This is a genomic window from Streptomyces sp. NBC_00083 (genome assembly GCF_026343295.1).
Classification (GTDB): domain Bacteria; phylum Actinomycetota; class Actinomycetes; order Streptomycetales; family Streptomycetaceae; genus Streptomyces.
Genome location: NZ_JAPELY010000001.1, coordinates 2,661,900 through 2,678,416, shown reverse-complemented (window position 1 = coordinate 2,678,416; position 16,517 = coordinate 2,661,900). Strand labels below are relative to the sequence as shown.

General features: G+C 74.3%; 17 protein-coding genes. 12 read left to right on the top strand and 5 right to left on the bottom strand.

The window, feature by feature from the left end; translation table 11 throughout:
- Window positions 1–148: 148 nt before the first annotated feature.
- The gene (locus tag OOJ98_RS11860; protein WP_267054599.1) at window positions 149–1,363 is read left to right on the top strand and encodes an MFS transporter; all 1,215 of its coding nucleotides are present in this window, start codon (window positions 149–151) and stop codon (window positions 1,361–1,363) included.
- Window positions 1,364–1,440: 77 nt separating this feature from the next.
- Here OOJ98_RS11860 and OOJ98_RS11855 read toward each other — a convergent pair whose 3' ends face one another.
- From OOJ98_RS11855 to OOJ98_RS11845, 3 genes are all read right to left on the bottom strand, one after another.
- Window positions 1,441–3,009 carry a phosphatase PAP2 family protein gene (locus OOJ98_RS11855; protein ID WP_323177888.1) on the bottom strand — a complete coding sequence of 523 codons (1,569 nt, stop codon included), beginning with the start codon at window positions 3,007–3,009 and terminating at the stop codon, window positions 1,441–1,443.
- Between the two features lie 97 nt (window positions 3,010–3,106).
- Window positions 3,107–3,481 carry a DUF488 domain-containing protein gene (locus OOJ98_RS11850; protein ID WP_267054598.1) on the bottom strand — a complete coding sequence of 125 codons (375 nt, stop codon included), beginning with the start codon at window positions 3,479–3,481 and terminating at the stop codon, window positions 3,107–3,109.
- A 63-nt stretch (window positions 3,482–3,544) separates the two neighbouring features.
- Window positions 3,545–4,576 (bottom strand): hypothetical protein, encoded by a 1,032-nt coding sequence (locus OOJ98_RS11845; protein ID WP_267055610.1) that lies wholly within the window; start codon window positions 4,574–4,576, stop codon window positions 3,545–3,547.
- Between the two features lie 263 nt (window positions 4,577–4,839).
- Between OOJ98_RS11845 and OOJ98_RS11840 the strand changes: the two genes are divergently transcribed.
- Window positions 4,840–5,787: a tellurite resistance/C4-dicarboxylate transporter family protein gene (locus tag OOJ98_RS11840; protein ID WP_267054597.1), complete on the top strand. Its 948-nt coding sequence runs from the start codon at window positions 4,840–4,842 to the stop codon at window positions 5,785–5,787.
- Here the strand turns inward: OOJ98_RS11840 and OOJ98_RS11835 are convergent.
- Window positions 5,784–6,746, bottom strand: a complete 963-nt coding sequence (locus tag OOJ98_RS11835) for a TIGR01777 family oxidoreductase (RefSeq protein WP_267054596.1) — start codon at window positions 6,744–6,746, stop codon at window positions 5,784–5,786. The two genes, OOJ98_RS11840 and OOJ98_RS11835, sit on opposite strands and share 4 nt — an antisense overlap.
- 194 nt (window positions 6,747–6,940) lie before the next feature.
- Here OOJ98_RS11835 and OOJ98_RS11830 point away from each other — a divergent pair, with 194 nt between their 5' ends.
- The 10 genes from OOJ98_RS11830 (at window position 6,941) to OOJ98_RS11785 (ending at window position 15,838) form a co-directional block, all read left to right on the top strand.
- Window positions 6,941–7,429, top strand: coding sequence for a DUF5709 domain-containing protein (locus OOJ98_RS11830; protein WP_267054595.1), 489 nt, complete (start codon window positions 6,941–6,943; stop codon window positions 7,427–7,429).
- A 317-nt stretch (window positions 7,430–7,746) separates the two neighbouring features.
- Entirely contained in the window at window positions 7,747–7,995 is a 249-nt protein-coding gene (locus OOJ98_RS11825) for a type B 50S ribosomal protein L31 (protein ID WP_267054594.1), read from the top strand.
- A gap of 174 nt (window positions 7,996–8,169) precedes the next feature.
- Window positions 8,170–9,063 (top strand): glycerophosphodiester phosphodiesterase family protein, encoded by an 894-nt coding sequence (locus tag OOJ98_RS11820; RefSeq protein ID WP_267054593.1) that lies wholly within the window; start codon window positions 8,170–8,172, stop codon window positions 9,061–9,063.
- A 103-nt stretch (window positions 9,064–9,166) separates the two neighbouring features.
- The gene (dhaK, locus tag OOJ98_RS11815; RefSeq protein ID WP_267055609.1) at window positions 9,167–10,159 is read left to right on the top strand and encodes a dihydroxyacetone kinase subunit DhaK; all 993 of its coding nucleotides are present in this window, start codon (window positions 9,167–9,169) and stop codon (window positions 10,157–10,159) included.
- A gap of 21 nt (window positions 10,160–10,180) precedes the next feature.
- A complete protein-coding gene (gene dhaL, locus OOJ98_RS11810; protein ID WP_267055608.1) occupies window positions 10,181–10,777 on the top strand; it encodes a dihydroxyacetone kinase subunit DhaL in 597 nt (198 codons plus the stop codon).
- Window positions 10,774–11,187: a PTS-dependent dihydroxyacetone kinase phosphotransferase subunit DhaM gene (locus OOJ98_RS11805; protein WP_267054592.1), complete on the top strand. Its 414-nt coding sequence runs from the start codon at window positions 10,774–10,776 to the stop codon at window positions 11,185–11,187. The genes dhaL and OOJ98_RS11805 overlap by 4 nt, the downstream gene beginning before the upstream one ends.
- 558 nt (window positions 11,188–11,745) lie before the next feature.
- Entirely contained in the window at window positions 11,746–12,537 is a 792-nt protein-coding gene (locus OOJ98_RS11800; RefSeq protein WP_267054591.1) for a PIG-L deacetylase family protein, read from the top strand.
- Between the two features lie 171 nt (window positions 12,538–12,708).
- On the top strand, window positions 12,709–14,730 hold the full coding sequence (locus OOJ98_RS11795; RefSeq protein WP_267054590.1) for an NADPH-dependent 2,4-dienoyl-CoA reductase: 2,022 nt from the start codon (window positions 12,709–12,711) through the stop codon (window positions 14,728–14,730).
- A gap of 46 nt (window positions 14,731–14,776) precedes the next feature.
- Window positions 14,777–15,322 (top strand): PadR family transcriptional regulator, encoded by a 546-nt coding sequence (locus OOJ98_RS11790; protein ID WP_267054589.1) that lies wholly within the window; start codon window positions 14,777–14,779, stop codon window positions 15,320–15,322.
- A gap of 81 nt (window positions 15,323–15,403) precedes the next feature.
- Window positions 15,404–15,838, top strand: a complete 435-nt coding sequence (locus OOJ98_RS11785) for a MarR family winged helix-turn-helix transcriptional regulator (protein ID WP_267054588.1) — start codon at window positions 15,404–15,406, stop codon at window positions 15,836–15,838.
- Between the two features lie 13 nt (window positions 15,839–15,851).
- On the opposite strand, the gene OOJ98_RS11780 is transcribed toward OOJ98_RS11785, so the two are convergent.
- Complete coding sequence (locus OOJ98_RS11780) at window positions 15,852–16,415, bottom strand: helix-turn-helix domain-containing protein (RefSeq protein WP_267054587.1); 564 nt, start codon at window positions 16,413–16,415, stop codon at window positions 15,852–15,854.
- Between the last annotated feature and the right edge of the window lie 102 nt (window positions 16,416–16,517).

Below are 16,517 nucleotides of genomic sequence, written 5' to 3'. Positions count from 1 at the left end.
CGGTGATGATCGAGCCGTGCCGAAAAGACAAGGTGGACCGATACGGCCGAGCGGGCCGACGGCGCGGGGCGGAACGCCCGCGCGGAGTGGGCCGATCCAGAGCGGCGGAGCGACCCCGCGGGGCGAGCCGATGCAGGGCGGCGGGACGGTGTCCGGTGATCGGCGCCGGGATCCGGCGCGGCGGGCGGTGGTGCTGTTGGCCCTGGGGCACGGCTGTGTCGACGTGTACCAGGGCGCCGTCGCGGCCCTCGTGCCGTACTTCGTCGCCGAGCGCGCCTATTCCTACGCCGCGGCCTCCGGCATCGTGCTCGCCGCCTCGCTGCTCTCCTCCGTCGTCCAGCCGCTGTTCGGGGCGCTCGCCGACCGGTGGGCGATGCCGTGGCTGCTGCCGGTGAGCACGGCGGTGGCCGGGGTCGGCATCGCGTCGAGCGGGAGCGGCGGCACGTACGCCATGACCTTGGCGACGGTCGCCGTCTCCGGGGTCGGTGTGGCCGCCTACCATCCCGAGTCGGCCCGGGTGGCCCGCGCGGCGAGCGCCGGGAGTCACACCGCGATGGGCTGGTTCTCGCTCGGCGGCAACCTGGGCTTCGCGGCCGCCCCGCTGCTGGTCGCCGGGGTGGTGGGGTTCGGCGGACTGCGGGCGGCGCCGCTGCTCGTGGTGCCGGCCGCACTGGGCAGCGTGCTGTGTGTGCTCGCGTTGCGCGCGACCCGGATGCCGGGCCGGGCGCAGGCGCGGGCCATCGGCGGCGCCCCGCGCGACGACCGCGCCTCCTTCCTGAAGCTGTCCCTGGTCGTCGTCTGCCGCTCCCTCGTCTTCGTCGGGCTGAGCGCGTTCATCGCGCTGTACGCCCGCGAACGGGTGGCGGGTGGTCAAGTGGCGGGCTCCGCGGCCCTGTTCGTGCTGTACGCGGGCGGCGCGGTGGGCACGGTCGTGGGCGGCGGGCTCGCGGCGCGCTGGGACCGGGTGCGGGTGGTCGGGTGGTCGTACGCGGCCGCCGTGCCCGCCGTCGCCGGGGTGATCTTCGTGCCGGGCCCCGCCTTCTATCTGTTCGTCGCGCTGACCTCCGCGGCGCTGTACGTGCCGTTCTCGCTCCAGGTGACGCTGGGTCAGGACTATCTGCCCACCCGGATCGGCACCGCGAGCGGGGTCACGCTCGGCCTGACGGTGAGCGTGGGCGGCCTGGCCGGGCCGCTGATCGGGGCCGCCGCCGACGCCACCTCGCTGCGGACCGCGCTCACCCCGCTGATCGCCCTGCCCGTCCTGGCCTGGCTGCTCGCCCGCGCCCTGCCGGAGCCCCCTTCGCCGGCGCCGGCCGCGGGCGAGGAACCCGCCGCGGCGCCGTTGGCGGCACGGGGCGGGTGAGGGGTTCCGGAGACGCGGCCGGTCCGTGCGCGTACCGCGGACTCGGGCGGTGCGCACGCCCCGAGTCCGCCGGAACCTCAGGGCGTGCGCCGCGCCCGCGAGGCGGTGGCTCCGGCGGCGAGGGCCGCCGTCGCGGTGCGGGCCCGCTGGGCGAGTTCGTCCTGGGCTTCGGCGGGGCTGTACACGGTGAGCACCCGGTCCTCCTTGTCGAGCACGAGTCCGTCGGGCGCCGCCGCCGTCTCGCCGTCGTACGCAAGGGAGTTGACGCTTTCGAGGCCGGTGAGGCGGACCGAGCGGACGCGTTCGGCCCGGTACACGTGCGAGCGTCGCAGCGCTCCGGCCAGGGCGGAGACGGCGAGGCGTACGCGGGCCAGCGGCACCTCGGCGTCGACGGTGCGCAGGTCGAGCAGGCCTTCGTCCAGGCGGGGCCGGTGGGAGGGGGCGAGCCCGTCGGGCCGGTAGTGGCCGTTGCCCGCGAACAGGAGCCACAGCGCCCGCGGGCGGCCGTCGATCCGCAGGTGGAGGGGGGTCGCGGTGCGCAGCACGCGGGCGAGGGCGACGGCGCCCGCGGGCCACTTGCCGATCCGGCCCTCCAGGCCTTCGCGGACCCGGACCAGGTCGGCGTAGAAGCCGATGCTGAAGGTGTTCACGAAAGCGGCGACGGACCGGCCTTCGCCGTCGCGCACGCGGGCCAGGTCGACGCGGATCGCCTCGCCGTGTTCGAGGGCGTACGCGGTGTCCTCGAAGGCGGCGACGCCGGCGTCGAGCGCGAAGTGGTTGAGGGTGCCGCCGGGGAAGACGGCGACGGGGAGCCCGGCGCGGGCGGCGCGTTCACAGGCGGCGTTCACGGTGCCGTCGCCGCCGCACACCCCGAGCACTCCGGCGAGCCGGCCGGCACGGGCGACGGCCTCGTCGAGGAGTTCGCCCAGGTCGTCGTCGGGCCCGAGGGGGACGATCTCGGCCTCGGGCAGCAGCAGTCTCAGATGGTCCTGCGCGGGCAGCCGGCCCGGGACCCCCGCACCGGCGCCGCCGTTGACGACCACCACGAGGCCCTGTCCACGCCGCACCGTGGGTGCCGCGGCGCGGGTGTGCAGCGGATGGACGGGCTGCGGCCGGGGCGGCCACCAGTAGCAGGTGGCGGCGGCAGCGGCCACGCCGAGGACACAGCCGGCCAGCACGTCGCCCGGGTAGTGGACGCCGACGTAGACGCGGGAGAACGCCACGGCCGCCGCGGCCGGGGCCACGAGGGCGCCGTACCGGGTGGACTCCAGGGCCACCCCGGCGGCGAAGGCGGCGGCCGACGCGGAGTGTCCGGAGGGGAACGAGGAGGTGCGCGGCGCCTGCGCCAGGCGGCGCACCAGCGGGACGGCGTCCGCCACCGGACGCCCGCGCCGGGTGGCGTACTTGGCGACGGTGTTGGTGGTGAGCGACGCGAGCGCGAGGGCGCCCACTCCGCGCCGCGCGGCCCGGCGTGCGGTGGGTCCGCCGGCCGCGGCGAGCACCGCGGCCGTCGCGAACCAGAGCCGGCCGTGGTTGGCGGCGCGGCTCAGGCGGGGCAGTACCTGGTCCGCGCCGGCCGGCCGGGCGGCGGCGACCCGATCGAACCAGCGGCGGTCGATCGTGCCCATCCGTGACATCGGTGCCATGTCCCCTGCCTAACCGGCCCGGCGCCCCGGCGCGCGCCGGGTTCCTCCGGACGGGCGCCGGCCCCGCGCCGGAGAGCCGGGGAGGCGACGCGCCGCTTCAGCGGGACCGGCCGTGGCCGAGGGCCTTCAGGAGCGTCGGCAGATGGCTGTGGTCGATGTCCTTCACGGCGGTGACGAGGGTGAGCGGGCCGTCCTCCACGAGGGTGCGCAGCCGCTCCACGGCCCCGCTCGGTCCGGGCTCGGCCAGTTCGGCACCGTACCGCTCCTGGAACTCCTCGAAGCGGGAGCGGTCCTCGTGGTACCAGCGGCGCAGCTCCGTCGAAGGGGTGAGCTCCTTGGGCCACTCGTCGACGGCGGCGTGCTCCTTGGACAGGCCCCTGGGCCAGAGCCGGTCGACCAGCACGCGGACGCCGTCTCCCTCCTCGGGCGGGTCGTAGACCCGGCGGACCCTCGGTGTGCGCTGTGCCGGCATCGGTGCCTCCCGGGTGGTGTGGACGCCGCGGACATCGCGCGCCTCCGGACGTCGGTGACCGCGTCAGACGCCGACGGTCTCCTCGATCTCTTCCTCCTCCCCAGCTTCCCGCACGGCTTCGGTCCCGGCTCCTGGCCGCGCCGCACCGTCCGTCCGGGCGGACGCGGTGGCGGGTGCGGGGGCGGCGGCCGGGGCGCGGCGGCGTTCGACCAGGCCCGCGACCGCCATCACGGCGAGGCCGAGGACCAGCCAGGCGGCGAGCACCCACACGGTGCGGGCGAGGCCGTGGCCGCCGAAGTAGACCAGGTCGCGGATGCCCTCGACGAGGCCCGCGCCGTTCCAGAAGGCGTGCAGGCTGCCGAAGAAGCCGTTCTGCAGCTCGGGCCGGAACAGACCGCCCGAGCTGGTGAAGTTGAGCATCACGAAGAGCACCATCACGGCGAGGGTGGTCCAGCGCTTGAGGAAGGTGTGCAGTCCCGCGCCGAGGAAGAGGATGCCCGCCGAGTACAGCCAGGACATCGCCCAGACGCCCCACAGGCCGTGGTCGACGAGGTGGAAGAGCGGTCCGGCGAAGGCGGCGCCGATCAGCGAGACCACGAAGGAGACCCCGGCCACCAGGCCGGCCCGCGTGCGCAGCGACAGCCCCGCGCCGGCCGCGCCGAGCACGGCCACGGAGGCGTACGAGCCGATGCTCACCGCGATGAGCAGGAAGAAGATGCCCGAGCCCGTGGGGTCGCCGGAGACCGGCGGCACGACATCGGTGATCTTCAGGGGTGCGCCCTGGGCGGCGGCGGCCGGGGTGAAGACCTTCTCGACGGCGGTGGCGCTCATGTCGGAACCCGCCGAGGCGACGATGAGTTCGGGCGCCCTGGCATCCAGGACGTAGGCGCCGGAGATGTCCCGCGCCTTCAGCTCGTGGACGGCGGCGGCGCGGTCGGTGAGCGTGCGCACGTCGAGCGCGTCGCCGGCCTTGTCCTTCACCGTCTGCGCGAACACCTTCGCCTCGGGTCCCGCTCCGACGACCGCGACCGGCAGGTGGTGCGGCTCGGGGGTGGCGAACGCGCCGAGGTAGGCGAGACCCATGCCGAGGCACATCAGGAGCGGGGTGATCAGGTGTGTGAGGACGTGTCGCAGCGCGGGGTCGGACGGCGCCGTACGCACGTCGCCCGAGGCGCCCGAGCGGCCGGCCTTGTGACCTGCGGACATCAGCGGACCCTTCTGACCGGGTCCGGGGCCGGGACGCCCGACCATGACCCGATGGTTGGCTTTTACAACTTCTATCAGTTGTACTGTACAAGCATTTGCTCGGATCCACCACCTCGGTGGCGGCGGGAGCCGGGCCGCGTTGAGATGGGCCCATGAACCGCCAGGGCGCCCCGTGGTGGGCCGAGCTGCCCCCGGCCGCCGGCGGCGCGGTCATGGCCACCGCGATCGTCTCCATCGGGCTGCACCTGACCGGCCACGAACTCCTGTCCCGGGTGTGGCTCGCGATCGCCGCGCTGCTGTGGCTCGTGCTCGCCGGCGACTTCGCCTGGCGGCTCCTGGGCAACCGGGCCCGTTGGTCCGGCGAGGCCGACACCCCGCCCGCGCTCACCGCCGTCGCCGCCACCACGGTGCTCGGCACCCGCCTCAGCACGCTGGGCCTGGGCGACCTGGCCCTGGCGCTGCTCGGCCTCGCGACGGCGATCTGGCCGGGGCTCATGATCGCGGTCGTACGCCACTGGCACCGGCGGATGCCCGGGGCGGCCTTCCTGGTGTGTGTCGCGACGCAGGGCCTCGCGGTGCTCGCGGCGACGCTCTCCCTGGCCGGCGCGGGCGCCTGGCTCGCCCGAGCCGCACTGGTGGCGTTCTGCCTCGGGGTCTTCCTCTACGGCGAGGCGCTGGTCCGGTTCGACTTCCGCGAGGTGCGCACGGGCGCGGGCGACCAGTGGATCGGCGGCGGGGCGCCGGCCATCTCGGCGCTCGCCGCGGCGAAGCTGACCGCGTCCCCGCTATGGACGGGCGCCGCGCACTGCGCCCTGCGGACGGTCACGCTGGTCCTGCTCGCCGTCAACCTCGCCGCGTGCGCGGTGCTGCTCGTCGCGGAGCTGCGCCACCCCCGGCCGGGCTATGACATCCGGCGCTGGTCCACCGTCTTTCCGCTCGGCATGACCGCGGTGGCCGCGCTGACCGCCTCGCAGGTCGCCGGGATCGGCTGGCTGCGTCCGCTCGGCGAGGTCGTGCTGTGGGCCGCCTTCGCGGCCTGGCTGCTCGTGCTCGCCGGGTTCGCGCGCCGACGCGGCAGGCCCCCCGCGGACACGGACTAGCCGGCTCGCCCGCCCTCCCGGTCCGCGCGCGAGCGCCGGACCAGGTCGGCGGCGGCACGCGGCCACTCGGGGTACTCGAAGGCGAAGCCCGCGTCCAGGAGCCGTCCCGGGACCACGCGACGGCTCTTGAGGAGCAGCTCGGTGTCGGAGCGCAGCGCGAACGCGCCGAGTTCGGCCATCCACCTGGTGGCGGGCAGCCCCACCGGGACGCCCCGGGCGCCTCGCAGGGCCCGCATGAACGCGCGCTGCGGCAGCGGGGCGGGGGCGGCCAGGTTGACCGGCCCGGTGATCTCCTCGTGCTCGACGAGGAAGTCGACCGCCCGGACGAAGTCACGGTCGTGGATCCACGACACGTACTGGGCTCCGCCCGCGACCGGGCCGCCGATGCCGAGCCGCACCATCGTCTGGAGGACGTCGAAGACACCATCGCGGTCGGGACTCATCACCATCGCCGAGCGCAGGGCGACCTTGCGAGTGCCGGGCGTCCTCGCCTCCTGCTGCGCCGCCTCCCAGGCCTTGGCGATCTCCACGCTGAAGGCCCAGTAGCCGGGGACTCCGGGCTCGGCGCCGCCCACGATCCCGGTCGCCTCGTCGTTGGCGGCGTCGAAGCGGTGGGCGTACACGGTCGCGGTACTCATCTGGAGCCAGAGCTTCGGCGGACGGGCGGCGGCGCCGATGGCCTCGCCCACGACCCGGGCGGAGCGCACGCGGGAGTCCATCATGGCCCGCAGATTGGCCTCGGTGTAGCGGCAGCTCACGCTGCGGCCGGCGAGGTTGACGACGACATCGCTGCCGTCGATCACCTCGGTCCACGCGCCGGTCGTCTCACCGTCCCAGGCCACCTCGCGCGGGCCGCGCGGCCGTCGCGTGAGGATCACGACGTCGTGGCCCGCGGCCGTGAGCGCCCGGTCCAGGATCGAGCCGACCTGCCCGGTGCCCCCGGGAATCACTATCTTCATGGCGCCCCCTCGAATGTGGAACCGACCCTACCGCAAGTATTTGAACGTGTTCAAAGCAGCTGCGGAAGAGCGGGTGGATCACCCGCCCGGCTCGCGTGCGGTGGTCGTCGGCGCCGCGCGGACCGAGACTGGAAACGCAGGCCGGGCCGGACCCCGCGGCGTGCGCACCACTGGTCGCAACCCAGGAGGTAGCCGTGGTCGACAGCGAGACGTGGGGGGACGACGTCTACCAGCCCGACGGCTCCGAGGTACAGGACGACGAAGGCATCCTGGGCGCCGAGGACACCCTGGACGACGGCCCCGCCGACCCCCTCGACACCGGCTACTCGCCGCCCGAACGCCCCTGGGCCGTGGAGCGGACCGGCGTGACGGCCGCCGAGCGGCTGCGCGGAGAGAGCCTGGACCGGCGCCTCTTCGACGAAGTGCCCGAGGTGTCCGAGGCCGAGGGCGACGGCATGGGCGACACCTGGGACACCGACGGCGAGCCCCGCGACAACGAGGTCGGCGGCGCCCGTGCCGGGCGGCTGGTCGCCCCCGACGAAGGCGCGCACCCGGACGAGGAGACCCGGCTGCTCGCCCGGGACGTCGGCCTGGACGGCGCGGCCTCCTCCGCCGAGGAGGCCGCCATGCACCTCGTCGACGAGGACGACACCGAGAAGCTCGACGGGTTCGGCGATGCCTGACCAATGATCCGCCGCCCCGGGCACCCGGCGCCGCCCGTTGATCCGGGACCCCCGCGGTGCCGGACCGTCTCGGAACCCCCGGGACCCCGACGACTTCCCGGGCCCCGGAACCGCCGTGGTCCGGGTGCCATCAGAGAGGCCGGGCGGCTCCGGTGCCGCCAGGCAGGCTGCGCCCCCGGTGCCGCCAGGAAGGCCCCGCGGCTTTCGGGCCGGCTCGGCCTTCGGCGGTTCCGGGCGGCCGGATCCCGCCGCCTCCACCAACTCCGCAAGCCCGCACCCCGCGGCGCGCCCGCGCCGACCTACACCCGGGAGTCCCCATGCAGCGCGACAAGCAGCCCCCGTACCAGGCGGTCGTCTTCCGTGACCGCGCCGCCGGGTTCGCCTTCCTGACCCGGTCGACCGCGACGAGCGAGGAGACCATCGACTGGGACGACGGCAACACCTATCCGGTCATCGACGTGGAGATCTCCGCCGAGAGCCATCCCTTCTACACGGGCAAGGCGCGGACCGTCGACACCGAGGGCCGCATCGCCCGCTTCGAGCGGCGCTACGAGGACAAGCAGTGACCCGCGCCCCGGGCCGCTCATCCGCTCGCCGTTGGGCCTTCTGACCGAACCGAAGCCACCCGCACCGGGGAACGCGGAGGTCTTCTTGGCCGCCGCTCCCCGGCGCAACCGCCGACGCGCCCCGCGCACTGGCACCCTCACGGACGACGATCCGAGCCGTCCTGAGGAATGCCCATGCGTCACCGCACCGCTGTGTTCACCGTCGTCGGCGCGCTCTGCGGGGTCCTCGCCCTCGCCCTGCCCGCCCCCGCGACACGGGCCGCGCCGGCCGCCGGGCACATCACCGTCTTCGGCCACCGGGGCGCGCCGGCCCACGCGCCGGAGAACACCCTGCGCTCGGTGCGCACCGCCGCGAGCCTGGGCGTCGACTGGGTGGAGAACGACGTCCAGCGCACCCGCGACGGGGCGCTCGTCGTCATCCACGACACCACCCTGGACCGCACCACCGACGTCGAGCAGCGCTACCCGGGGCGCTCCCCCTGGACGGTGGGCTCGTTCACCCTCGCCGAGATCAAGACGCTCGACGCCGGCGGCTGGTTCGCGCCGCGCTTCCGGGGCGAACGCGTCCCCACCCTCCAGGAGTACCTCGGCCTGCTCGACCGCACCGACCAGAACCTGCTGCTCGAACTGAAGCAGCCCGACCTCTACCCGGGCATCGAGCGCCAGACCCTGGACGCCCTCGGCCGGGCCGGCTGGCTCGACGGGCCGCACGTCGCCCGGCGCCTGGTCGTCCAGAGCTTCAGCGCCTCCGCGCTGCGCACCACGCACCGGCTGCGCCCTGCGGTGCGCACCGGGTTCCTGGGAGCCCCGCCCGTCGCACAGCTGGGGCAGTACGCCGCCTACGTCGACGAGATCAACCCCGAGCAGCGTGCGGTGACGGCCGCGTACGTCCGGGCGGTGCACGCGCTGAAGAGCCCGCACTGGCCGAGGATGCGCGTCAACCCGTGGACCGTCGACAGCACGGGTGCCGCCGCCGCCCTGGTGAAGGAGGGCGTCGACGGCATCATCACCAACCAGCCCGACGTCATCGAGAAGGCGACCCACCGGCGGATGCTCCGGCCGCTCTGACCCGCCGCCGCCCGAGCTCGGGGCGGCCGTCCACCTCCCCGGGGACGGAGGTGCGCGTGATACTGGGGCCGTCACACTCCGCACGCCTCGCCTGGAGGTCATGGTGAACATGCTCATCAACGTGCCCGAGAGCGTCGTCGCCGACGCGCTGCGCGGAATCGCCGCCGCGCATCCCTCGCTCACCGTCGACGTGGAGAACCGGGTGGTGCTGCGGCGGGACGCGCCCGTGGCACAGCAGGTGGCCCTCGTGTCGGGCGGCGGGTCGGGGCACGAGCCGCTGCACGCGGGCTTCGTGGGGCCGGGGATGCTGGCCGCCGCCTGCCCCGGCGAGGTCTTCACCTCGCCCGTGCCGGACCAGATGGTGCGGGCCGCGGCGGCCGTCGACGGCGGGGCCGGGGTGCTGTTCGTCGTCAAGAACTACACCGGTGACGTCCTCAACTTCGACATGGCGGCCGAACTGGCCGAGGACGAGGGGGTGGCCGTCGCCAAGGTCCTGGTCGACGACGACGTCGCGGTGACCGACAGCCTCTACACGGCGGGCCGGCGCGGCACCGGAGCCACCCTGTTCGTGGAGAAGATCGCGGGAGCCGCCGCCGCGGAGGGCGCCCCGCTGGAGCGGGTCGAGGCGATCGCCCGGCGGGTCAACGCGAGTGCGCGCAGCTTCGGGGTGGCGCTGAGCGCGTGCTCGACACCGGCCAAGGGCAGCCCGACCTTCGAACTCCCCCCGGGTGAGCTGGAGTTGGGTGCCGGCATCCATGGCGAGCCGGGGCGCGAACGGCGGGCGATGATGACCTCGCGGGAGATCGCGGACTACGCGGTGCACGTCGTCCTCGACGATCTGCGGCCGACCGGCCCCGTGCTGCTGCTCGTCAACGGGATGGGCGCCACTCCCCTGCTCGAACTGTACGGATTCAACGCCGAGGTGCACCGGGTGCTCGCCGAGCGAGGCGTGCCGGTGGCCCGCACGCTCGTCGGCAACTATGTGACGTCGCTGGACATGGCGGGGTGTTCGGTGACGCTCTGTCAGGTGGACGAGGAATTGCTCCGGTTGTGGGACGCGCCGGTCGACACGCCCGCGCTGCGCTGGGGTTGCTGAGCCATGACCGAAGGGAAGACCATGCTCGACGCCGCGTTCATGTCCCGCTGGATGTCGGCCACGGCCGCCGCGGTGGGCCGGGAGGAGTCCCGGCTCACCGATCTCGACTCGGCGATCGGCGACGCCGACCACGGCGCCAATCTGCGGCGCGGCTTCACCGCCGTGACGGCGGTGCTCGACAAGGAGTCCCCGGACACCCCGGGCGCCGTACTCGCCCTGGCCGGAAGGCAGTTGATCTCCACGGTCGGTGGCGCATCGGGCCCGCTGTACGGGACGCTGCTGCGGCGTACGGGCAAGGCGCTCGGGGACGCGGCCGAGGTCACCCGGGAGCAGCTCGCGCGGGCGCTCGGGGACGGGGTGGCCGCCGTCGCCCAGCTGGGCGGGGCGGCGGCCGGCGACAAGACGATGCTCGACGCGCTGCTGCCGGCGGTCGACGCGCTCGGGGAGTCCTTCGCCGCGGCGGCAAAGGCGGCCGACGCGGGGGCGCTCGCCACCGTGCCGCTGCGCGCCCGCAAGGGGCGGGCCAGCTATCTCGGCGAACGGTCGGTGGGCCATCAGGACCCCGGGGCGACCTCGGCGGCGCTGCTCGTCGGCGCGCTGGCACAGGCCGCGGCGTGAGCGGGTCCGAGCCGCTGGTCGGAGTGGTGCTCGTGTCGCACAGCGCGGCGGTCGCGGCGGCCGTCGCCGAGCTGGCCCGGGGCCTGGCGGGCGGCGGTCCGACGGCCCCCGTCGCCCCGGCGGGCGGCCTGCCCGACGGCGGGCTCGGCACCAGCGAGGAGCTCATCGTGGCGGCGGCCGAGTCCGTCGACCGGGGCGCGGGCGTGGCCGTCCTCGTGGACCTCGGCAGCGCGGTCCTGACGGTGAAGGCACTGCTGGCCGAGGCCGACGAACTCCCGCCCGGGACGAGGCTGGTGGACGCGCCGTTCGTGGAGGGGGCGGTGGCGGCGGTGGTGAGCGCGTCGGCGGGGGCGGACGTGGGGGCGGTGGAGGCGGCGGCGTCGGAGGCGTACGAGTACCGCAAGGTGTGAGCCGACCACTCCGTGCCGGCCGGCCCGGTCGGCCCCTCGATACCGCGCAGCGCCCATCCCGGACCACCCCACCCCGCCCGGCTACTCGACCCCGGCCCATACAGGCCACCCCACCCCGCCCGGCCGCTCGACCCCGCCCTATACAGGCCACCCAAGCCCGTCCGGCGTTTGAGGACGAGCGCCCTCAAGGCGCGAACGGGGTCTGGGGCGGAGCCCCAGCAACCCCGCCTACGTCTGCAGACCGTGCCCGCGTCCCGCGCAGTTCCCCGCGCCCCTAGTAGGGCACCCGGCATCGCGCCCACCACGGCAGAGCCGCGCAAAAGGCACAGCCCCGCGCCCCTGGCTACCAGGCGCCGGCCAACATGCACACCCCCAGCCCGCCCGGCTACCCGGTACCGGCCCGTGCAGGCCACCCCAGCCCGCCCGGCCGCTCGACCCCGGCCCATGCAGGCCACCTCAGCCCGTCCGGCGATTGAGGACGAGCGCCCTCAAGGCGCGATACGGGGTCCGGGGCGGAGCCCCGGGGACGGATGCGGGGCTCGGGGTCATCATGAAGGCATGAGTGCCTTCAACGAGCTGGGCGGCACCGGCGGACCCCCGCTTCCCCCGCTGCCGGAGGACTGGACCCGCGCGCTGGCCGTCGTCGCGCATCCGGACGACATCGAGTACGGCACGGCCTCCGCCGTCGCCCGCTGGACCGCGCAGGGCAAACAGGTCGCGTACCTGCTGGCGACCCGCGGCGAGGCCGGCATCGACGCGGTGCCGCCGGACCGGGCCGCGCCCCTGCGCGAGGCGGAGGAGCGCGCGGGGGCCCGCGAGGTCGGCGTCACCGAGGTGGAGTTCCTCGGCCACCGCGACGGTGTCGTCGCGTACGGGACGGGCCTGCGCCGCGACATCGTGCGGGCCATCCGCAGGACCCGCCCGGAGGTCGTGCTCTCCGGCGCGTACACGGAGCGGATGATCGGCGGCCTCGTCAATCAGGCCGACCACCGCGCCGTCGGGCTCGCGGCGCTCGACGCCGCCCGGGACGCCGGGAACCGCTGGATCTTCCCCGAGCTCACCGAGGAGGGCCTCGCCCCGTGGCCCGGGGTGCGGTTCGTCGCGTTCGCGGGGGCGGAACGTCCCACGCACGGGGTGGAGGTGACCGGGGAGCCGCTGGAGCGCGGCATCGCGTCGCTTGCGGCGCACGCCGAGTACACCAAGGGGCTGGGCGCCGAGGCCGACGCCTTCGCTCCCCGGCCGTTCCTGACCTGGCTGGCTCGCGCGGCGGGTTCGGCGATGGGCGTGGAGGCGGCGGTGCTCTTCGATGTGCACCAGCTGATCCCCGAGGGACCGCCGCCCTGGGTGTGAGGGCCCGGGTGTGCGTACACGGGTGTGTGCAGCACGCGCGTACGCCGCGCGGGCGACGGTCGTGCGACGGTCGTGCGATGTGAGCGCCGCCTCAGTGGTATGCAACTTGTTGCATAAGCGGGTGGGCTGGTCTACAACGGAGGCGACGACATCCCACCCGGAGGCGCCCCCATGACCGCGTACCCCCACCTGCTGAGCCCGCTGGACCTCGGATTCACCACACTGCCCAACCGGGTGCTGATGGGCTCGATGCACGTCGGGCTCGAAGAGGCCGAGAACGGGTTCGAGCGGATGGCCGCGTTCTACGCGGAGCGGGCCCGCGGCGGCGTCGGCCTCATCGTGACCGGCGGCATCGCCCCGAACGACGCGGGCCGCCCCTACCCGGGCGGCGCCCGCCTGACCACCGAGGCGGAGGCCGCCGAGCACCGGACCGTCACGGACGCGGTGCACCGCGAGGGCGGCCGGATCGCGATGCAGATCCTGCACTTCGGCCGGTACGCCTACCACGAGGACCTGGTCGCACCCAGCGCGCTCCAGGCGCCGATCAGCCCCTTCGTACCGAACGCCCTGAGCGACGACGAGGTCGAGCAGACCGTCGAGGACTTCGTACGCGCCGCCGAACTCGCGAAGTCCGCGGGGTACGACGGCGTCGAGATCATGGGCTCCGAGGGCTACCTCATCAACGAGTTCGTCGCGGGCGCCACCAACCGGCGCAGCGACCGCTGGGGCGGCTCGTACGAGAACCGGATGCGCTTCCCCGTCGAGATCGTGCGCCGCACGCGTGAGCGTCTCGGCGCCGACTTCATCCTCATCTACCGGCTCTCGATGCTGGACCTGGTGCCCGGCGGCTCGACCCTGGAGGAGGTCGTCACCCTCGCCCGCGCCATCGAGGCGGCCGGCGCCACGCTCATCAACACCGGCGTGGGCTGGCACGAGGCGCGCATCCCGACCATCGCGACCTCGGTGCCCCGGGGCGCGTACACCTGGGTCACCCGCAAGCTCATGGGGTCGGTCTCCATCCCGCTGATCACCAGCAACCGCATCAACACCCCCGAGGTCGCCGAGCGACTGCTCGCCGAGGGCCGCGCGGACATGGTGTCGATGGCCCGGCCCTTCCTCGCCGACCCGGAGTTCGTCGCCAAGGCGAGGGAGGGGCGCGCCGAGACCATCAACACCTGCATCGGCTGCAACCAGGCCTGCCTCGACCACACCTTCAGCGGGAAGATCACCTCCTGCCTGGTCAACCCGCGCGCCTGCCACGAGACCGAGCTGGTGCTCTCCCCCACGAAGCTGCGCAGGCGGTTCGCCGTGGTCGGCGCGGGTCCGGCCGGGCTCGCGTTCGCCGTGTCGGCGGCCGGGCGCGGCCACGCCGTCACCCTCTTCGACGCAGCCGACCGCATCGGCGGCCAGCTCAACATCGCCAAGCGCGTGCCGGGCAAGGAGGAGTTCGACGAGACGCTGCGCTACTACCGTACGCAGCTCGAACTGTGCGGCGTGGAGGTCCGGTTGAACACGCGGGTGAGCGCCGCCGACCTCGCCGGCGGTCCGTACGACGAGATCGTCGTGGCGACCGGCGTCACCCCGCGCACCCCCGAGATCCCCGGCTCCGACCACCCGAGCGTCGTCACCTACCTCGACGTCCTGCGCGACGGGGCGCCGGTCGGCGAGCGGGTCGCGGTGGTCGGTGCGGGCGGCATCGGCTTCGACGTCGCCGAGTTCCTCACCGACGGCGGCGACGCCGCGAGCCTGGACGCGGAGACCTACTTCCGCCAGTGGGGCGTCGACACCACGTACGCCGAGCGCGGCGGGCTGCGCCGGCCCGAGCGGCCCAAGCCGCCGCGCCAGGTCCACCTCCTCCAGCGCAAGACCACCAAGGTCGGCGCGGGGCTGGGCAAGACGACGGGCTGGATCCACCGCACCGAGCTCAAGCACCGCGGCGTGACCATGGTGCCGGGCGTGCGCTACGACCGGATCGACGACGCGGGCCTGCACATCACCGTGGACGGCGAGTCGTCCGTGCTGCCCGTCGACACGGTGGTGCTGTGCACGGGCCAGGAGTCGCGGCGCGGCCTGTACGAGGAGCTGAGCGCGGCCGGCGCGTCGGTGCACCTGATCGGCGGCGCCGACGTTGCCGCCGAACTGGACGCCAAGCGCGCCATCGACCAGGGCACCCGGCTGGCCGCGCGGCTCTGACGGGCCGAAGCACGGGGAGGGGCACGGCCGAATCTAGGATGCGGTCATGTCCCTCCCGCACGCGATCCTGACCGCCCTGCTCGAAAAGCCCTCGTCGGGCCTTGAGCTGACGCGCCGCTTCGACAAGTCGATCGGCTACTTCTGGTCGGCCACGCATCAGCAGATCTACCGCGAGCTGGGCAAGCTGGAGCACTCCGGGTTCATCCGCGCGCTGCCGTCCGCCGCTCCGGCGCGCGGACAGAAGAAGGAGTACGAGGTGCTGCCCGCGGGCCGCTCCGAGCTCGCCGAGTGGGCGGCGGCCGGCCAGGACCCCAAGCCGATGCGGGACCCGCTGCTGCTGCGGGTGCGCGCGGCGGCCGTCATCGGCGCGGGCGGCCTGCGGGCCGAGCTGGAGCGTCATCTCGCCCTGCACCAGGGCCAGTTGGCCACGTACCGGACGATCGAGACGAAGGACTTCCCGCCCGAGCGGGACAGCGAGCAGGACCGGCTGCGCCATCTGGTGCTGCGCGGCGGCATCGAGCTGGAGACGTTCTGGATCGGCTGGCTCACCGAGGCGCTCGACACCCTCGACGCGGACCCGCGGTCCGGGTGAGCCCGCCACGGCGCGCCACGTCCGGCCCTCCCGAGTAGCGTTGTATTATACAACTCATTCGTGGACGGAAGGGGATCAGTCGTGCTCAGCCGTGACCAGTCGGTCGTCACCATTCAGCGTGAGCTGACCGCGTTCGCCCGGCGCGCGCGGGCCGCCGCCGCCCGGATGCACCCGGAGCTCTCGCTCGTCTCGTTCACGCTGCTCTCCCACATGGAGGACCAGCAGGGGTGCCGGGCCACCGACCTGGCCGCGTACTACATGCTCGACAAGTCGACGATCAGCCGGCAGATCGCGGGCCTGGAGAAGCTCGGCTTCATCGAGCGGGTCAGCGACCCCGACGACCAGCGGATCCAGTTGCTGCGGCTGACCCCGGCGGGCACCGCCAAGCTCGCGGAGGCGGCGGAGCTGCGCCGTCAGGCCTTCCACGAGCGGCTCGCCGACTGGGCGCCGGAGGATCTGGACCGGTTCGCCGCATACCTGCTGCGCTACAACAGCCTTGCCGAGGGCGGCAGTTGAGGGGCGGCCCCCTTCAGGTCCCCTCGATGTGGTCGGAGACGGCGACGACGAGCACCCGGGTGCCGGGCAGCGTCGCCCGCCAGCGGTGGCGCACCCCGCCGGTGAGGTAGAGCGTGTCCCCACTGGACAGCACGTAGCGGCGGCCCTCCGCCTCGACCTCCGCCGCGCCGTCCGCGACGTACATCAACTCGTCGTTGTGGTGCAGGAATTCGCGGTCCGCCGCGCGCTCCCCGGTGAACTCCAGGGCGTGCATCTGGTGACGGCCCCGCACCAGCGGGCGTACCCCGGCGCCCGGCGACAGGCCGGCGTCGTGGCCCGCCCGCACGACATCCACCGCCCGCTCCGTGGCGTCGGCCGCGGCGAGCAGTTCCACCGCCGTGGTGCCCAGGCCGTCCGCGATGCGCTGGAGGGACCGCATGCTCGGGCGGGCCCGTTCGTTCTCGATCTGGCTGAGGAACGGGACCGAGAGGCCGCTGCGCTCCGCCACGACCGCGAGCGTGAGGTCGAGCGCCCGCCGCCGACGGCGCACCGCCCCGCCCAGGCGCGGCCCGGCACCCTTGTCACCTGCGTCGTTCATCGACACCACCCTCCCTGAGGATCACCTTACGCAGGGCCCGGGACGGTTTCGCACTCCCGTCATACCGCCGACACACAAGGTCTCTATGGTCGAACTTGTTCG